General features: G+C 60.9%; 16 protein-coding genes. 6 read left to right on the top strand and 10 right to left on the bottom strand.

Going from position 1 to position 16298, the window contains the following annotated elements; all coding sequences use genetic code 11:
* The first annotated feature begins 3059 nt into the window (after positions 1-3059).
* Positions 3060-3329 carry a hypothetical protein gene (locus tag A3AS_RS0132575; protein WP_018321679.1) on the top strand — a complete coding sequence of 90 codons (270 nt, stop codon included), beginning with the start codon at positions 3060-3062 and terminating at the stop codon, positions 3327-3329.
* Here A3AS_RS0132575 and A3AS_RS48600 read toward each other — a convergent pair.
* Positions 3326-3499, bottom strand: a complete 174-nt coding sequence (locus tag A3AS_RS48600) for a hypothetical protein (RefSeq protein WP_018321678.1) — start codon at positions 3497-3499, stop codon at positions 3326-3328. The genes A3AS_RS0132575 and A3AS_RS48600 overlap by 4 nt on opposite strands.
* Before the next feature lie 307 nt (positions 3500-3806).
* Between A3AS_RS48600 and A3AS_RS0132565 the strand changes: the two genes are divergently transcribed.
* Both A3AS_RS0132565 and A3AS_RS0132560 read left to right on the top strand, forming a co-directional pair.
* Entirely contained in the window at positions 3807-4226 is a 420-nt protein-coding gene (locus A3AS_RS0132565) for a CopG family transcriptional regulator (protein ID WP_018321677.1), read from the top strand.
* 4 nt (positions 4227-4230) lie between these two features.
* Positions 4231-5403, top strand: coding sequence for a PHB depolymerase family esterase (locus A3AS_RS0132560; RefSeq protein WP_018321676.1), 1173 nt, complete (start codon positions 4231-4233; stop codon positions 5401-5403).
* A gap of 85 nt (positions 5404-5488) precedes the next feature.
* On the opposite strand, the gene A3AS_RS47820 is transcribed toward A3AS_RS0132560, so the two are convergent.
* The 5 genes from A3AS_RS47820 to A3AS_RS0132535 all read right to left on the bottom strand — a co-directional run bounded on the left by A3AS_RS47820 (position 5489) and on the right by A3AS_RS0132535 (position 7654).
* Complete coding sequence (locus A3AS_RS47820; protein ID WP_018321675.1) at positions 5489-5659, bottom strand: hypothetical protein; 171 nt, start codon at positions 5657-5659, stop codon at positions 5489-5491.
* A gap of 185 nt (positions 5660-5844) precedes the next feature.
* The gene (locus A3AS_RS0132550) at positions 5845-6768 is read right to left on the bottom strand and encodes a Ku protein (protein WP_018321674.1); all 924 of its coding nucleotides are present in this window, start codon (positions 6766-6768) and stop codon (positions 5845-5847) included.
* 116 nt (positions 6769-6884) lie between these two features.
* On the bottom strand, positions 6885-7124 hold the full coding sequence (locus A3AS_RS0132545; protein ID WP_018321673.1) for a hypothetical protein: 240 nt from the start codon (positions 7122-7124) through the stop codon (positions 6885-6887).
* A gap of 75 nt (positions 7125-7199) precedes the next feature.
* Positions 7200-7364, bottom strand: coding sequence for a hypothetical protein (locus tag A3AS_RS48595; RefSeq protein ID WP_018321672.1), 165 nt, complete (start codon positions 7362-7364; stop codon positions 7200-7202).
* 107 nt (positions 7365-7471) lie between these two features.
* Entirely contained in the window at positions 7472-7654 is a 183-nt protein-coding gene (locus tag A3AS_RS0132535) for a hypothetical protein (protein ID WP_018321671.1), read from the bottom strand.
* A gap of 120 nt (positions 7655-7774) precedes the next feature.
* Here A3AS_RS0132535 and A3AS_RS0132530 point away from each other — a divergent pair, with 120 nt between their 5' ends.
* Positions 7775-7975, top strand: a complete 201-nt coding sequence (locus tag A3AS_RS0132530; protein WP_018321670.1) for a hypothetical protein — start codon at positions 7775-7777, stop codon at positions 7973-7975.
* Positions 7976-9014: 1039 nt separating this feature from the next.
* Here the strand turns inward: A3AS_RS0132530 and A3AS_RS0132520 are convergent.
* Together A3AS_RS0132520 and A3AS_RS0132515 are read right to left on the bottom strand one after the other, a co-directional pair.
* Positions 9015-9401 (bottom strand): response regulator, encoded by a 387-nt coding sequence (locus A3AS_RS0132520; protein WP_018321668.1) that lies wholly within the window; start codon positions 9399-9401, stop codon positions 9015-9017.
* 117 nt (positions 9402-9518) lie between these two features.
* Positions 9519-9884 carry a PRC-barrel domain-containing protein gene (locus A3AS_RS0132515; protein ID WP_018643617.1) on the bottom strand — a complete coding sequence of 122 codons (366 nt, stop codon included), beginning with the start codon at positions 9882-9884 and terminating at the stop codon, positions 9519-9521.
* Between the two features lie 92 nt (positions 9885-9976).
* On the opposite strand from A3AS_RS0132515, the gene A3AS_RS0132510 reads away from it, so the two are divergent.
* Positions 9977-10234 carry a hypothetical protein gene (locus A3AS_RS0132510; RefSeq protein WP_018321666.1) on the top strand — a complete coding sequence of 86 codons (258 nt, stop codon included), beginning with the start codon at positions 9977-9979 and terminating at the stop codon, positions 10232-10234.
* A gap of 266 nt (positions 10235-10500) precedes the next feature.
* The gene (locus A3AS_RS0132505; RefSeq protein WP_026202595.1) at positions 10501-11814 is read left to right on the top strand and encodes an adenylate/guanylate cyclase domain-containing protein; all 1314 of its coding nucleotides are present in this window, start codon (positions 10501-10503) and stop codon (positions 11812-11814) included.
* A gap of 559 nt (positions 11815-12373) precedes the next feature.
* Here the strand turns inward: A3AS_RS0132505 and A3AS_RS0132495 are convergent.
* Positions 12374-14155, bottom strand: coding sequence for an adenylate/guanylate cyclase domain-containing protein (locus A3AS_RS0132495; protein WP_018321664.1), 1782 nt, complete (start codon positions 14153-14155; stop codon positions 12374-12376).
* Between the two features lie 346 nt (positions 14156-14501).
* Positions 14502-16091, bottom strand: coding sequence for a winged helix-turn-helix domain-containing protein (locus A3AS_RS0132490; RefSeq protein ID WP_018321663.1), 1590 nt, complete (start codon positions 16089-16091; stop codon positions 14502-14504).
* Positions 16092-16298: the final 207 nt, after the last annotated feature.

Raw genomic sequence — 16298 nt, 5'->3', positions numbered from 1 at the left:
GCCGAATGCCGGTCTCGTACATTGAAATCGGCAAATTCTTGCGGGACGGCGCAAACGGTCCGGAGCACCAAGCGCTGCTCGACGTGATCGGAACTTTGATCCTAGCCTAACGAGGACGCTATTATGCGGCATCCTTGGACTTTAGCGGCAGCTCTTTCCGCACTCGGCGTCGTTGCTTGGGCTGTAGTGGCTGAGCGCCGCCCGGAGAACCCGCTCCGGATTGAGGCTTCCCTGACCTTGGCCGCCGACTCCGACCTTCGATTGGTCTCAGAGCGCAGTCCTTATATGCGGACAGAGCGGTGATAACGAACAGGCGCCCAGCCGCCCGGGCGAGTTGGGTCGCGGTTTGAAAGGCTCACCCGAGCCGTAGATTTTCAGCGTTTGCCGCGATTGTTTACGACGTCGAAGCTCACTTTTGCGCCCTCTGCGACGGAGGTAGAACCGGCCTTTTCACCGCCGAGATGTGGACGAAGACGTATTTCGGCCACAGCAAGGACGATGCCCAGCCCGCTTCTGCGGCGAGGTAATCACACACGTTCTCGCCGCAAAACGCCACGCGCCGCAAGCTTGGAGCTAGCAGAAGGCGCCGGCAATGCAGACATCGGTTGAGCGTAGAAGGCTATCCCGGCGATCGAACGATTGGCATGGTCGAAGGGACCATGGCAATACCGAGCCCGGCCGCAACCAGACCTAGCGTAGTTGTGGTCCTCGGCGCCGGTTGACCGACCTTGCGCACGAGCTCGGCGGCCAGTGTTTTGTCGTGCAGGCGCGTTCCCTGCCGGCCGGTCAGGATTGCGCATTGCCTCGCTTGGCGATCTCCAGAAGCCGCCGATCAATCGGCGAAAACGAACGTCATGTCTTGAACATTCTGTAGCGGCAGATTGGCGACGCTTCGCTGTAAAGTTTGGAGATCTACACTAGTGCTCGACGGGACTGCCCGCGCGAGATGGGCATCGACGAAAGTAAGCTTTGCGGTGACGCCGAGTAGGAGAACCGCGACGAGGCTCAGAGTGGAACGTGCACGCATGATCGCTCCTCCTTTTGCAACTGCAGTGGGGGCTCCAGTCCCTCCATAGCGGACTTTGACAGTGTAGACAGCCTGCGTTTCAGGTCCTTTTCCTTCTTCCGTAAAACGATTTCATGGACCTGTATTTTGACTTCGTGTCGCCGGGCGAGATTCGAAGGGCCGATATTTTCGTTCATGTGCGGCTGGAAAACGACTCGACCCCCTACGGGGCGAAGCTTCTCAAATTGCCAAAGCAGCTCAGGCCGGCTGGTGGACAGACCGTGCCGAGGTTGGAACTAAATCTGCTTCGAAGATCCTAGTCGAAGGACACTTTCGCACTCGCTTGCGAACGTTTCGGCATCGCTGCCGAGAAGGCTGCTCCGTGAAAAACCCGCCAGCCCAGGAGCCGGAGGAGTTTAGACTGTAGACCGAGATCCCGAGCCCCTTTGTAGGACGAAGACCGCCAGCTGTGAACGAGAGGCCGCGAGTTGAAGCGGTGGCCCAAAGGAAGCCGGAATTGTGTCAGCGACGATCTGGACGCGCCTGGAGGGGCACGACTTTGTCCATCTCGCTGCGACCGGAGCGCCGGCTCCGCAGCTTCACCACCTGCTCGAGTTCGAGAACCTCTATAGCGAGCTCATCTGCCAAGCGTTCGAAAAGTGCGCGCTTTTGCGGGTCGCTCGTTCGCCTGCTCATAAGGGCTAGGTCCGCGGCATCGGCACGGAGTTTGTCCAATTTTTCCCTGAGGTCCACCATGGTAACGGCACCGTCCTAGACCCACCTCGTCATGCGGTGACGGGATGCAGGTCAACGGCGGAACATGTTATGGACTCTTCGTTAACCGATTGTTAGGCCGACCTTCCTTAGAGCCGAGATGTGTGAACGAGCGCCCGCTAGCTTTGCCGAGCGCGGGTCTAGCAGCTATTCCGCTCAATGGTTCAGTGCACACACGTGGTCACGAGCAGCATGGTCCGGCTGCATTGCCAATCGGATCCCAACATTGATTCATGGACTCCACGAGGTGTACCGATGGCCATTGTGGTACCAGCCGCCACTAGAACAGCGGCGGCCAGCGCGAGCGTTCGATAGGTTGCCTTCCACGTCATTGCGCTTCTCTCCGGTGGAAGGGCGCACGCTACGCTCAGGAATACCTCCCCGCTTGTGAACTACTTCACATGGCGTTTCTTAACAGCCATCACAGTCGCGTGCAGCAAGCCGCGCTGCGTGAAGCGGCGGGCTTGAGGCGCTCGGCCCCGAGACGCAGTCATACGTGATGATGCAGTCCCCAAAACGCAATCAGCAGCAGAGCCGCGGCCCCAATCCCAGCAACAGGAGAATGGCTTCCAGCATGACGAATCAAGCTCCGCCCAGGCGAAATCATACACCGGACTGAAACTTAGTCATCTAAGCCCGCCAGAGCCGGCTTGCCATCACACGCTTTGGGGGCCTCTCACGGCAGCAGCGTCTGGTCCGCTTCTCTCGGGGCCCCCGTTCTTTCTCAAACAGCGATGAAAGCTTCAACTGAAGCCCGAGCTCGCGACACGGCGAATCCCAAGAGCTTCCCTGATTTGTGATTTTGAGAGATGACGCACTCGCGAGCTACCCGCCTCGACTGATAAGCTTTCGCATATTACCTTATCAGTTGGCCAATTGACTCCGTTTGCGACCAAAGCTTATCAGTCCGCGGACTGACTCCGTTTCGCTGTTTTCGAGAGTGCCACACAAGAACGGACTTCCAAATCCAAAAATATAATAGAATCAATACGACGGCAGATCGAGGCAACAGTTCAAGCCTGTCCGGCTGCGTGAAGTTTCCCCTGTTTTGCAAGGCCTTCACGGAGCGCAAGCCGTCATCGCAAAGCTTTGATGCAAGTGACGAAAAGTGCACTCCGCTGCGAGCGCCGTAACATCGCTAAGGACAGCGCGTTGCCAATCGTGGCGGCTCGAAACAAGTGGACAAGCCGAAGCCCTGCCGATTCCGAATCCCTGCCCCGTGTAACCGCCCGGAACGAGCGAGAGGGCGAAAGGATTCGTCCCGGCAGGAGCGATCTCGATGCTGATGACGAAGGAAAGACGGCCGGCGCTCCGGACGTTGCGCGGCTGGGCGATCTCGGTGCTGCAGGAAGCCGGCGCCATCCGCGAGTGCGAAGAGCACGGGTGGATGCAGGACCGCGCCGACCCGCACGCTCGCGAGCGGGCCTTCGACATCGCACGTCGGGATTCGCCGGCCGGTGTCGCTCCGGACGAGGCCGTCGCCGAGATCCGCGATGTTTTGGACTCGATCGGCTACACCTGCCCGGAGTGCCCGCCCGAGGCCGACTAAGCCGCCTCGTCCTTCATGCCGCCCTCGCAGCAAGCCGAGGCACGAAGGCGAATGAGTTCGATCCACGCCAGCGCGGCGTTGATCCATCTCTGCCGTTCAGCTCCATCGGCTTCGGCGGCGAGCCTCATGGCCGCAAACGCCTCGCGCTCGGGATCGTACTCGACCTTCATGGGCTAAAATATAATTGCGGATCGTAAACGATCACGCAGCGAGGCGACCGTAGGAATCCGGGGGCCGCCACGACCGCAATCGCGGGCCTAACCCTCCGGAGCGTCACGCCTCTGCTCCTCTAATCTGTCGATGAGCTGCTCCCGACGCTCGGGATCAACCGCAAGCCTCTGCCGCTGCTACTGCAGAAGGCGATGCGGGTAGCGCTGGCCGCCCCGGACGGATCGCACTTTCGCAAGTGGGGTCTTGCGGGCTGACGAATACCATCCATATACCATCTGCTCAGATGGCGAAGGGATGGTAATAACGATGGTCGGCAACATGTACGAAATCCGACCAAAGCCCTCCGACTCGGAAAAAATCACGATCAATCTTGGTTTTGTCGATCTCGGTCAGGTCGATTTGATGGTGCAGGAAGGCTTCTACTCGAACCGCACGGATTTCATCCGGACCGCCATCCGCAACCAGCTCGAACGCCATGCCGACGTGGTCAAGCAGTCGACGGCGCGAAAGAGCCTGGACCTGGGCTTGCGAAACTACAGCCGCGAGGATCTCGAGGCGGCGCGGCGGGCGGGCGAGATGCTGCACATCAATGTTCTGGGTCTCGCCACCATCGCGCAGGACGTCACGCCCGAGCTGGCCCGCGCGACGATTGCATCGGTCTCTGTGCTGGGGGCCCTGCATGCCAGTCCGGCGGTCAAGTCCGCTCTCGCCGACAGAACGAGGTAAGGTCATGTTGAACCAGGACATCATTCGCGAAGCCACACGCCTCACACGCTCGGGCCAACTCGTCGAGGCCACCGCGCTGCTTCAGCGCATGCTTCGGGGCGAGAGAGAGCGCGGCGCTACCGCACCGACGGTCGACCACGCCGCCCTTGCGTCAGGACGAGAGCCGCCAACCATCGACGCCAAGGCGAACGCCGCCGAGACGAGGCGTCCGCGTCGGGCTGCCCAGCCGGCAGTGGATATCGCCAAAAACCTCCGCGGGCTCGGACTGGGAGGAGCCCTGAGGCGTGCGCCGCCTCCCATGGCGGACATCGTGCCGGACGGCGCCAGGTTCGTCGAAGGCGTCTACGCGAACGGCGCGGGAAGCCGCGCCTACCGGCTCTTCATCCCGAGCGGCTATCATGGCCAGCCCATTCCGCTGGTGATCATGCTCCACGGCTGCACGCAGTCGCCGGAGGATTTCGCCGCCGGCACGCGAATGAACTTCATCGCCGAAGAACAGACCTGCTTCGTCGCCTATCCCGCGCAGCGGGCCGACGCAAACCAGGCGAAATGCTGGAATTGGTTTCGTCCGGCCGACCAACAGCGCGACGGAGGCGAGCCCTCGCTCATCGCCGGCATCACCCGCCAGATCATGTGCGATTATTCGGTCGATTCGGAACGCGTCTACGTCGCCGGACTGTCCGCCGGGGCCGCGGCCGCGGCCGTCATGGGATCGACGTATGGCGACCTGTACGCGGCGATCGGCATTCATTCCGGACTGGCCTGCGGAGCAGCCAGCGACCTTTCCTCGGCACTGATCGCCATGAAGCAAGGCGGCGGGTCCGATGTAAGGCCGGCAGATGGCCCATCCATTCCGACGATCGTCTTCCACGGCGACCGCGACAATACGGTGCATTCGAAAAACGCCGCGCGAATTGTCCGGCAATCCGTTGGTGGGACAAGCACGACGACGAAGGTGCGTCGCGGGCGGGTACCTGGAGGGCATGCCTACACTCGCACGGCCCATACCGACGTCTCTGGACGCGGCATCCTCGAGCACTGGGAGATCCACGGAGCCGGACACGCATGGTCGGGGGGCAGCCCCGCCGGCTCCTACACCGATCCGGACGGACCGGACGCAACGAGAGAAATGCTGCGCTTCTTCCTCGAGCATTCGCTCCCGCAGGGGCGGAATTGAGGTGGCATCCGCTTTTCATCTCGGTGATGGGAGCGGACGTCGCAATCGTCTCCATCGAACGGGAGCCCGCTGGCGCTAACCGCTTTCAGGTCTTTGGCTTCTGTTTCGCTGCAGCCTCTCGAGCGATCCGCTCCGCCTTCAGGCGCTCCCGGTTTGCATGGAATGCCTGTTGGTCGCGCTCATGCTCTGAGACCGGCGCCTCCGCGCGCGTGTCGCGAAACACCTTGCGGGCTTCCCGTTGGGCAACGGTCGGCATCCGTCGGTCCGATATGCGATTGTTCATTGCTCCCTCCTTCGGGCGCAAACGGTCCTTGCGCTATGTTGCGCATTCGGACCGCCAACCTTGGGGTAGGTTTTCCCCCGGATGGGGCTTTTGGGGGCCGGGGGCTTGGATTCGACGTTTCGCGAACCCGTTCGTTCCAATCCTCCTGCTGTAGAAAATCACGCAGACTTCCGCTGCGGTTTGGCCGGCCTTTTCGCCGTAGCTTCCTTCGCCGTCTTCTTGCCCTCGATCGGCATCAGCATTTCCTTCTGGCCGGCCGCCGCCTTTAGCGGCTTCTTGGTGGGCTTTGCGGCCTTCGCCGGCGCGGCCTCGTTGCCGACGGACCGCCGCAGCGCCTCCATCAGATCGACGACGTTGGTCGACGCTGGACGCTCCTTCGGCGTGATCGGCTTGCCGGCGCGCTTCTTGTTGATGAGGTCGATCAGCGCGGTCTCATAGTGATCCTCGAACTTCTCCGGCTCGAACCGCCCCGCCTTCTGGTTGACGATGTGCTTTGCGAGGTCGAGCATGTCCTTGGTCAGCTTCACCTGCTGGATGTCCTCGAAATACTCCTGCTCGCTCCGGACTTCGTAGGGGTAGCGCAGCAGGGTGCCGACGAGCCCCTTGTCCAGCGGCTCGAGCCCGATGATGTGCTCGCGGTTGGTCAGCACGACCCGACCGAGGGCCACCTTGTTCATGTCGCGGATGGTCTCCCGGATCACCGCGAAGGCGTCGTGCCCGACCTTGCCGTCGGGACGGATGTAGTACGGGCGGATCAGGTAGCGCGGGTCGATGTCGGACTTGTCGACGAACTCGTCGATCTCGATAGTGCGCGTCGACTCCAGCGCGATCTCCTCGAGCTCCTCCTTCGTCACCTCGATGAACTGATCCTTCTCAAGCTGGTAGCCCTTGACGATGTCCTCGTTCGGCACCTCGTCGCCGGTGTCGGCATCGACCTTCAGGTACTTGATGCGATGTCCGGTCTGCCCATTGAGCTGGTTGAAGCTGATCTTCTCGGACTCGGAGGTGGCCGGATAGAGCGCGACCGGACAGGTCACTAGGGACAGACGCAGGAAGCCTTTCCAGTTGGCACGCGGGGCCATGTACGCAGAACTCCGTTGGGGCCTGGATTCAAGACGAACGAGGCGGTCCGGTTCCGACATGGCCGACGGGCGGCGGGAGCATTTCACCCTGCGAGGGGTATCGCCCGGCCCCGGCGTCAGCGCACAGCCGCGTGCTCGATCTCGAAGCGAAGGCCCACCCGGAGAACGGGCCCTGCGTCATCCCGGACTTCGATCGCCAAGTTGCGAACCTCGGACCCTGGCAGTACGTCCTTGGCGAAGTCCGCCATGGCCTGTGACGCCTCCCGTTTCACGTCCTCGAACGAGGCGATCTCCACCCCGACGTCGTCGAAGACGAAGTTCTCGTTGTCGGAGGTATCAAAGTAATAGCGGGGCATTCACGAAAACCGGCTGCGGCGGCTGCCGTTCCTAGGCGCCCACGCTTTCGCCGCGCCGCGACCGGCGCGGCCAGATCATTCCTCGCGCGGGGCGGCATTTCCCGATTCGAGCAAGTTCAGCGCGGTCTCGATCTGCGCGAGCAGACGCTCGATTTCCTCGCGCTCGTTCGGTCCGGCACCGTTCTCCAGTCGCTCCATGAGCGCCTGCTTGCGCGCGAGCAGGTTTGCGACAGTCGACACCTCGCACCTCCCATGTTCGGTAACAATAATGGAGTTGGTGCGCCTATGAGGAACTTGCCAGTCCCAGCGTCTTCCTGGCCGTCAGACCAGACCGTCCTTCCGGACCCCTATTTCGCCGGCGGCCGCAGCGGGCCGTCCACCCACTTCCGGGCGGCGGGATCGTGCAACGGGTCGTCGTCGCACTCGGGACAGACGTAGCGCTCGCCGCCTCTGGCGGCCGCGTCGCGAACAAGCTTCATCGGCCGCCCGCAGTGCGGGCACGGCTTCAGGATAGGATGCAGCATCGACATTGGCTTCCCCCGCCGCGATCAGCGTAGTGCCCTTTGCCTTGCGGGCACAAGCGATCTCTTGACGCGAACGCCGAAGACCGTCGAAGATCGGCGCCCGCGGTGTTGTTGCAGGGTGGCGTCATGGAAGAGTTCTACAGCGGGTTCGCGCAGCGGGCGCGGGATCTGGCGGACAAGGCAGACCCGTTTACGCGCAGAAGACTGCTCGATCTGGCCAAGAGGTACGACGCCAAGAGCAGACCCGGATCTCCCGTCGGAAGGTCCATTCCGCCGCCGCGCGCGACGCCGCCCGCCGTGCTGTTCTCCGGTTCCGGCGAGATTTGACTCAGCCCTACCCGTCCTTCGGGACCGGCGAAGCATTGGCCCGGCTATCGTAATTCTTCCGCCAGAGCGGCGAGCCGCTCGATCACCTCCGGATCGGTGATGGAAGCAGCCAAGCGCCTGCACCTCTGGGCTTCGGCGAGCAATCGGGTCTTCCCGTCTTCCATGGCAATTCTAGCCCGCTTCCAGGCGGGTCGCGGCCTCCTCCGTAGCCGCAAGCGCGTCATCCGTCCTTCAGCGCATCCTTGGTGTCCTTCGCAGGCCAACTGTCGCCGACCGGCCTGACACGCACCTTCCCGCCAGCCCCCAGCAGTTCGTGGGTGGCGACCTCATCTTTGGCCTGGACGAGTCGAGCGTCAGGTCGAGATCGCCCGGAAAGATCTGCCAGCGCGAGCCGTCTTCGATTTCGACGATGTGGCTTTCGGAATGGGAGCGGATCTTCATCTCAGGCCGCATCAAGAGTCCGAGGCGGGTCGCGCGGCACGAACGAGCGCCGCAGCCGGCCCGCTTCGTCACCGTGGCACCTTGGGCACCTGAACCGGATATCCGGCTGTGGGGATGACGTGCGCTGCAGGTTCGCGGCCATCGGCGAGGCGCCGCAGCGGGGGCATTTTTCCAATAGGGTCTCGGTTTCGATCATCGTGACGGTTCCTTCAAGGCGAGGCCCCGTGGTTGCGAACGGCCTGCACTTGCACAGGTTCCCGCCTCCCTGCCGGCACGGACACGTCCATTCGTGAACCAAAAATCGCTCTTGCCGTTGTGCCGCATCCGGACGCCCTCACTGCGCGTGCACCGAAACGGCAACCATGAAGACCTACTCGAGTCGCTAATCCGCGAGGATTTCGAGCGATGCCATTTCCGGCGAGACGCTGGAAGATCTCAAGCGGCGTGCGTCGTTTTCCAGAGAGGACAGAGGCCGCTGCGGGACTGGATGCTGGTCGCGGGGGCGCGCGCCGCGGCCGCACACGAAGTCAAAGAACGCTAACGATCAGCCAACCGATGTGGGCACGATCGAAGCACGGGAACTCACCACGATTCCGGTTCAAGCCGGCGAGGCTCCGGTATCAAGTAGCTGCGAGACGGCGGCAGCCAATTGCGCCGGCGCAAAGGGCTTTTGAACCAGGACGCTGCCGTCGACGCCCTGCGATTGCCAGTCAGGCGCGCTGGCGCTCGTCATGTAGACCACAGGAAAACCAGGCGTGATTTCCCTGATCTGCCGCGCCAGCTCCCAGCCGCTGATGCCGTCACCCAGGTTGATGTCCGTCAGTAGGACCCGACATCCCTCGCGGCCATCGCAAAAGGTGCACATGGCCTCCTCCCCCGAATGGACCGAGCAGGCCTCGAAACCGCCGTCGGACAAGGCGTCCTCGACGAAGCTTGCGATGAGAGCTTCATCCTCCACGACCAGAACACGAACGGCATCACCCACTTTCAAATCTCCTCGGCGACCGAGCCGGGTCGTCTCGCGTGCGGCAGTGCGCTGGTCCGCAGTCCGGCGGAAGAGCGACCTCCGCCGTCAGCCAGCCAAGCACCGTAATGCGCCGTGTCAAGCCACCGGCACACCGTAATAGGCGTTCACCGAGCGCGTCGTCGCCGGGTCGCTCCAATTCCAACTGCTCTCGTCGGCGTATTTGGGGGCGCCGCGGAGCTGGTCCTGGGAAATGCCGGTGACTACATAGCCGCCGAGGTTGGTGTCGTATTTCAGCGTCTGCCATGGCAGCGGATAGTGATCGTCGCCGATGCCGAGCAGGCCGCCGAAGCTGAGCACTGCGTACGACACCTTGCCGCTGATCTTGTCGATCATGACGCGCTCGATGTAGCCCACCTTTTCGCCCTTCGCGTCGTACGCGTTCGTGCCCTCGACCTTGTCGCTGCCGATCAGGCTGAACGTCTCGCGATCTTCCATGGTCATGTTGACCTCCTGGGTGTTGTCTTCCGCAATCAACGGGGCCACGATGCCTCTGTTCCTGGCACAATCCGGGGCGAAAAGTTGATTTCCCAGGGATGAAGCGGCCGGATCGGATGACGCGCCGCAATGTGCCGGACGAAGTCGGCGAGCGGAGTTGGAGCATGGAGCTGACCGATCTGGAGCGGGATTTTCTGAGGAAGCTCCTCGGCGAATCCTGGGTCAGCCCGCCGACGTTCGACCATGAAATCGTGGCGCGGCTCGTGGAGCTCGGTCTCGTGGAAACCGAACCGCTTCCATCCGGAGATATCGAGTATCGCATCACCGACGCCGGGCGGGCGGCGGCTACCGCGTAAAACACAGGTCGGCCGGTCCAGGAGGATCACGGATCGCCGATCCAAGCGGCGGCGGAGGACCTGACCGCGGCCAGGCGGAGCGGCAGCATCAAGTGCCACCTGCCAACGTGGCCGACTCGGCAAGGCTGCAGCTGAAGTCCGCCGCGTACCCTCAGCGAACATGGGCAGCTGAGGCCATCGGACACTGCTCACGAGCTTATCCCGATCAATTGCACTGCTTGGCCGTTAGCCGTAGGCTACCCAGCGGGCTAGGCCGGCGGAAAGCCATGGTTGTCGAGACGCGCTATGTGACCAGCGGCGAGGTCTTCGTCGCTTACCAGATATCCGGACAGGACGGTCCGGATTTGCTCATGACGCCGGGCTTCGTATCGCATCTGGAGCTGTCATGGGAGAATCCCCAGGCCGCGCGTTTCCTTAACGACCTCGGCTCGTTCTCGCGATTGATCCGATTCGACAAACGCGGCACGGGTCTAAGCGATCGTGGCGTCGGTGTCCCGCATCTCGATGAAAGGATCGACGATATCCGCGCCGTCCTCGACGCCGCGGGTTCTAAGAGGGCCTACTTGTTCGGTGTCTCGGAGGGCGGGCCGATGTCGATCCTGTTCGCGGCGACTTACCCTGAACGGGTCGCCGGTCTCATCCTGTTCGGCACGTATGCGCGCACGGTTGGCGCCTCCGTTCCGTTTGACGATTTTGTGGGATTAGAGCGCGAGATCCGGTCCAACTGGGGTACCGGCAAAAGTCTGCCAAGTTTCTCCCCGTCGGCAGCCGCAGTTCCCGAGGCCATGGAGCGGTTCGCCAAGTTCGAGCGCTCGGCGGCCAGCCCGTCTGATGTGATCAACCTGATGCGTATGAACCGCGAGATCGACGTGACGGCTATCCTGCCGTCGATCCGTGTTCCTACGCTGGTCATGCATCGGCGCGACGACGTGCGCATTCGTGCACTCGCCGGCCGTGAGCTTGGAGAGAAAATTCCTCGGGCGCGCTACATCGAACTCCCGGGCAGTGACCACCTCGCGTGGTCAGGAAATCAAGATCGGGTTGTCGAGGAGATCAGACAATTCATGGGTGTTTCCGCTAGTGACTTCGACGTTGATCGCGTCCTCTCGACTGTGCTGTTCACCGATATCGTTGATTCGACAAGGAGAGCCTCGTTGGTGGGCGACCGGCAGTGGCGTTCAACTCTGGAAGCGCATCATGCGGCGGTGCGTTCGGAACTGGAGCGGCATCGCGGACGCGAAGTTAAAACTACAGGCGACGGATTTCTGGCGCTGTTCGACGGCCCGGCGCGCGCTGTCCGCTGCGCCCAGAGGATTGTCCGCGCCGTGCGGCCGCTCGATCTCGAAGTGCGGGCCGGCGTCCATACCGGTGAGGTTGAAATGATGGGCGACGATGTGGGCGGCATTGCTGTGCACATCGCAGCACGGGTAGCTCAGCATGCGAAAGCGAACGAAGTACTGGCCTCGAGCACGGTAAAAGACCTTGTGGCAGGAGCTGGCCTCAAGTTCTTCGATCAGGGACCCGCTGAGCTTAAGGGTCTGGCCGAGCCAATGCGCCTATTTGCAGCCGTCGATGCATAAGCACAACTCGAAAAACCTTAAGCATTATCGACCGGCCATCCACGAAGAATACCAATGTTGATAGCCAGTAGTTGCCCTCTAAACTACATGGGGTAGCGCCACCTCAACGCGCGGCGCAGGAAAAGCAAGGATACGCTGATCGCAACGGTGGCAAACCAAAGGAAAGCTGGAACTGGCGATTGATTGTGGATGTGCGCAATGTACAGCACCAGCGCTAACAGCAGGCAAACCAGCGCGTTCGACAGCCAGTATAAGGGCGAGCGCAAAACTCCCGCTGCTGCGAGCTCAGCGGCCCGTTTGCGAGCGTGTGTTACGCGCCACCAACAAAAGCCTAAGAATGCAATGGCAATGATCCAGACCATCACCATCCGTTCGCATAGAAATCTGCAAGCACTCTTGCTCAAATCACTCGAATTATCTGCATCGCACGCTTTGGCAAAAGGGCCCCACGTCGCCTTGTGGCCCGTCTGCGAAGTTGCGCCGGGTCTGACGAACGTCCGCTCATCGCGCCAGAGGGGACCAGATTTGCTCAACTGAGTTCTTTGACCCACCGCCGACATCACCCCTCCGGCACCCCGGCCATGCGCATACCATTCCGAATACGTTCGCCTCCGGCTCGGTAGGTTGGATGGTCGCTCATTCGTCGCATACGGCGAATGGTAAACGTAGGGTCGAGCGTCAGGCCATCTTGAATGGCGGCACGAGCCTCATCGGGCTTCTGAATAAGCACAAGCGCTGCGCCCAGCTGGAAGTAAGCTAAGGGATTGTTTCGATTGGTCTCGATGCTTCGACGCAGCCAAGCTACTGCTTCAGCATCGGCGCCAAGCATCAACTTGGCAAAGCCGATCCAATGCAACCATCGGTAAACACCTGTATCGCGAGGAGATAAGCGCAGCGCCTCGTGAACGTGGGCTTCCGTTTCAGCACCTCGCCCGATAAGGATTTTGGCCGCACCGATCGTAGCATGCGCTTCCGCCAGATTTCGGTTCAACTGCAGCGCTCGTTCGCATTCGGCGATACCTTGGGCCACGCGGTTCGTACAGATTTGGGTACAACCTAAAAGCATGTGCGCCAAAGAATTGTCTGGGGCTAGGGACAGAGCTCTGATTGAGGCCTTTTCAGCCACAGCGAATCGCGCATGCCGATCGTCGATTTGAAAAGTGCTGATCATTCCGTCAACGTACGCCAAGCCCACCAACGCTTCGACACTGCCGGGATCAAGCGTTAGGGCCCTTTCGAAGAATCCGCGCGCTCGCGCCATGTGGTCAAGGGTTGGCCCTTTGTTGAACCAAGCCATACCCTGGAAATAAAAGTCCATCGAATTGGGATGCAGTGAACGCTCCGCCCGCCGTGCCTCGACTTCAATGAGTTGTGTTTCAAGCGTGTTGGCGAGCCGTGATACGATTTCATCCTGCACTTCAAACAGATCGGCGACGGGCTTGTCGAAGCGTTCTGCCCATAGGTGATTTCCGGTTTCGGCATCAACCAGCTGGACGTTCACCCGAAGCCGGTTGCCGCTACGCTGCACGGATCCTTCGAGTACGTAGCGGATGTTCAGCTCCCGGCCGACCTGTCTAACGTCTACTGACCTCCCTTTGTATGAGAAGGCGCTGTTGCGGGCGATGACGAACGAGCCGCTGATGCGCGAAAGGTCCGTGGTCAGGCTCTCAGTCACCCCATCGACAAAATAGTCTTGCTCGGAATCACGGCCGAGGCTGGCGAAAGGCAGCACAACAATGGAAAGACGAGGTGGTGAGAGCGGGCCTTGCCTTGTGCGCTCAACCTGTGTCGCCGAGGTTGGCGCATCCCAAATTACCGCATACGCCCGGATCGGAAGGGCGATGTTTTTGAGGTTCTTCTCGCCCAGATCGACGAACTCAACCCCGACCTTTCCTCGGACGTGATCGTAGGCAGAAGACGAGATGCAGATACCGCCCGGCTCTGCAATGCTTTCAAGCCGCGCCGCAATATTCACGCCATCTCCAAAAATGTCATGCGGCTCGACAATTACGTCGCCCACATTGATACCCACGCGGAAGGCAATGCGATTGTCTTCTCCCGCGCCGATTGTAAGTTCGTGAATGCGCGCCTGGAACTGCATCGCAGCCCGAACCGCCTCGACTGCACTTGGAAACTCCGCCAAGAACCCATCACCGGTGTTCTTCACGATGCGGCCGCCGTGTTCGGCGATCGCCGGGTGGACAGCCTCCATTATGAGCGCGGTCAGTTTGGTATGCGTAGCCTCTTCGTCATCGTGCATCAATCGCGAGTAGCCAGCTACGTCGGCGGCCAATATCGCCGACAATCTGCGCTCCACTCGGGCTGGCCGCTCTTGCACCATCGACCTGCGGACCTTTCGACTTGCACGTTGTACGATAAATCCGGCTACAGCGCCACGACTGGCTCAAAGCGCGGCGATAACATGGGCGTAGACCGCCTGGAGGTCACAACGCTGGGGGGCTCCATATTCGGAATAGCCCCGATCGGTTCTCCCGCTTGGCCTAAAGAGGCTTGGGCGTTTCAGCTAAGATATTTTCGGCAGTTGCTTCGCCCTCCAGATAGGGAGCTGATGTCTCCTGTTGGCCCATCGCTGCCGCATGCCGCGGCCGAAGGATATGTCGGCTGTCGGGGTAGATCGGACCTAACCTAAGCGGGCACAAACCGTCGCGATTGACCCATAAGCGACATCACCCCTCCGGCACGCCAGCCAAATACATCCCCTTCAAAAGCCGCCTTGATCCCGCGAGAAACGTAGGGTCGTCGGAAACCCGGAGGATTTTCAAACGGCGAATCGTGAAGGCGGGATCGAGTAACAGACCTTCGTTTCTAGCTGCTACCGCGTTATCTGTTTGCCCGAGAAGCGCGAGGGCGGAAGCGTATTCGAAGTGCGCCATGGGATAGTTCGGGTTGGCTTTCAGGCTTCGGCGTAGCCACTCAGCGGCTTCACCATCGGCTTCAAGGTGCAATTTAGCTGTACCGACATAGGCCAGCCAACGAGCGATCCCTTCGTCGCGAGGAGATACACGCAGCGCTTCCTTTATGTGTGCCTCAGTCTCAGTGGGGCGACCGAGATACAGTTTGGCGACGCCGACACAAGCATGAGCCTCGGCAAAATTTGGGTTCAAAGATAGGGCATGCTCGAATTCAGCAAGTCCTTCCACTCCGCGTCTCGTACACAATCGCACGCCACCAAGAGCCAAATGAGCGGCGGCGTGCCGTGGATCGAGAGAGACAGCCTTAATCGAGGCCACTTCTGCGGTCGCAATGTACCGATACGGGTCATCAACGAACGCAAGGCCAGCACAGAACACATCTAACATCGCAATAGCGGCCAGTGCCTCGATGTTATCAGGTTCAAGCTTTAGGGCCCTCTCGAAGAAACCTCGCGCTTGGATTAGGCTAGTTGGAGTCCAACCTTTATTAAGTCGGGCCATCCCTTGGAAATGCAGATCTAACGCGCTTGGTTGCAAAGAACGCTCTGCTCGCCTCGCCTCGACTGCAATAAGTTGAGCATTAAGAGCGTTGGCCAGTCTCGACACGATTTCGTCTTGCATTTCAAAAAGGTCGGCGAGTGGTTTGTCGAAGCGGTCCGCCCACAGATGGCTGCCCGTTTCGGTATCGACTAGTTGCACGCACACCCGAAAACGATCCCCGCTCCGCTGCACCGAACCTTCGAGGACGTAACGAACATTGAGCTCGCGGCCAATCTGCTTGAGATCGACTGCTTTGCCCTTGTAAGTAAATGCGGTGTGCCGACCAATCACGAACGAGGCTCTGATGCGGGATAAGTCCGTGGTCAGGCTCTCGGTCACGCCGTCGGCAAAATAGTCTTGCTCGGGATCTCCACTGAGATTGGCGAACGGCAGCACAACGATAGAAAGGCGGGCTGCTGAAGGCGATGTCGCTGCGGTCACTTCACCACGCACCGCCGGACTGTCCGGCTCGACAGGGCTAGCCTGTCTTTCTTCCTGCACGGCTCCAACAAAGCGGAAACCTTTGCGCGGGAGCGTCTTGATCAGGTCCTGTTTCTCACCAGTGTCGCCGATTGCACACCTGGCGCCATTGATGCGCGTCGTCAGCGCGGCATCCGAGACGATGCGACCATTCCAAACGCCGGCAATGAGCTCGTCCTTACTGACGACGCGTTCCCTGTTCCGGATCAAATAGTTCAGAAGGTCGAATACCTGCGGCGCGACAGAGATTGTGTCGGCTCCTTGCCGCAGCTCCCGCCGTTCCGTGTCCAGCGTGAAATCCGAAAAGGAGTAAAGCAAAGGCATCCTCCTGCGGTACGGTCGTACCCCGTGGAGCGGATATGTAAGCAGACGGTAAGAAGAATGGAAGGCGCCTGTAAAGCGCTTCTCATGACCTTGGCGCATCCTCGTGCGCGGCTGAGCAGTATGAACTGCTTGGATCCCGCGTCACGAGGGAGGATGTCATGAGGCGGACGGCCGCACTGACGTGGGCTGCCACAGCAGCGAGGCTCT

Origin of the sequence: Bradyrhizobium sp. WSM2793 (genome assembly GCF_000379585.1) — a bacterium.
GTDB lineage: Bacteria > Pseudomonadota > Alphaproteobacteria > Rhizobiales > Xanthobacteraceae > Bradyrhizobium.
The sequence above is the reverse complement of the archived record's forward strand: the minus strand, read 5'-3'. Positions and strand labels throughout refer to the sequence as shown.

What these genes read in the sequence shown, in the direction of transcription:
- A3AS_RS0132575 (WP_018321679.1), top strand. Translation starts at nt 3,060, where the DNA reads ATGCTGATGACGAAGGAAAGACGGCCGGCGCTCCGGACGTTGCGCGGC.
- A3AS_RS48600 (WP_018321678.1), bottom strand. Translation starts at nt 3,499, where the DNA reads ATGAAGGTCGAGTACGATCCCGAGCGCGAGGCGTTTGCGGCCATGAGG.
- A3AS_RS0132565 (WP_018321677.1), top strand. Translation starts at nt 3,807, where the DNA reads ATGGTCGGCAACATGTACGAAATCCGACCAAAGCCCTCCGACTCGGAA.
- A3AS_RS0132560 (WP_018321676.1), top strand. Translation starts at nt 4,231, where the DNA reads ATGTTGAACCAGGACATCATTCGCGAAGCCACACGCCTCACACGCTCG.
- A3AS_RS47820 (WP_018321675.1), bottom strand. Translation starts at nt 5,659, where the DNA reads ATGCCGACCGTTGCCCAACGGGAAGCCCGCAAGGTGTTTCGCGACACG.
- A3AS_RS0132550 (WP_018321674.1), bottom strand. Translation starts at nt 6,768, where the DNA reads ATGGCCCCGCGTGCCAACTGGAAAGGCTTCCTGCGTCTGTCCCTAGTG.
- A3AS_RS0132545 (WP_018321673.1), bottom strand. Translation starts at nt 7,124, where the DNA reads ATGCCCCGCTATTACTTTGATACCTCCGACAACGAGAACTTCGTCTTC.
- A3AS_RS0132535 (WP_018321671.1), bottom strand. Translation starts at nt 7,654, where the DNA reads ATGTCGATGCTGCATCCTATCCTGAAGCCGTGCCCGCACTGCGGGCGG.
- A3AS_RS0132530 (WP_018321670.1), top strand. Translation starts at nt 7,775, where the DNA reads ATGGAAGAGTTCTACAGCGGGTTCGCGCAGCGGGCGCGGGATCTGGCG.
- A3AS_RS0132515 (WP_018643617.1), bottom strand. Translation starts at nt 9,884, where the DNA reads ATGACCATGGAAGATCGCGAGACGTTCAGCCTGATCGGCAGCGACAAG.
- A3AS_RS0132510 (WP_018321666.1), top strand. Translation starts at nt 9,977, where the DNA reads ATGAAGCGGCCGGATCGGATGACGCGCCGCAATGTGCCGGACGAAGTC.
- A3AS_RS0132505 (WP_026202595.1), top strand. Translation starts at nt 10,501, where the DNA reads ATGGTTGTCGAGACGCGCTATGTGACCAGCGGCGAGGTCTTCGTCGCT.
- A3AS_RS0132495 (WP_018321664.1), bottom strand. Translation starts at nt 14,155, where the DNA reads ATGGTGCAAGAGCGGCCAGCCCGAGTGGAGCGCAGATTGTCGGCGATA.
- A3AS_RS0132490 (WP_018321663.1), bottom strand. Translation starts at nt 16,091, where the DNA reads ATGCCTTTGCTTTACTCCTTTTCGGATTTCACGCTGGACACGGAACGG.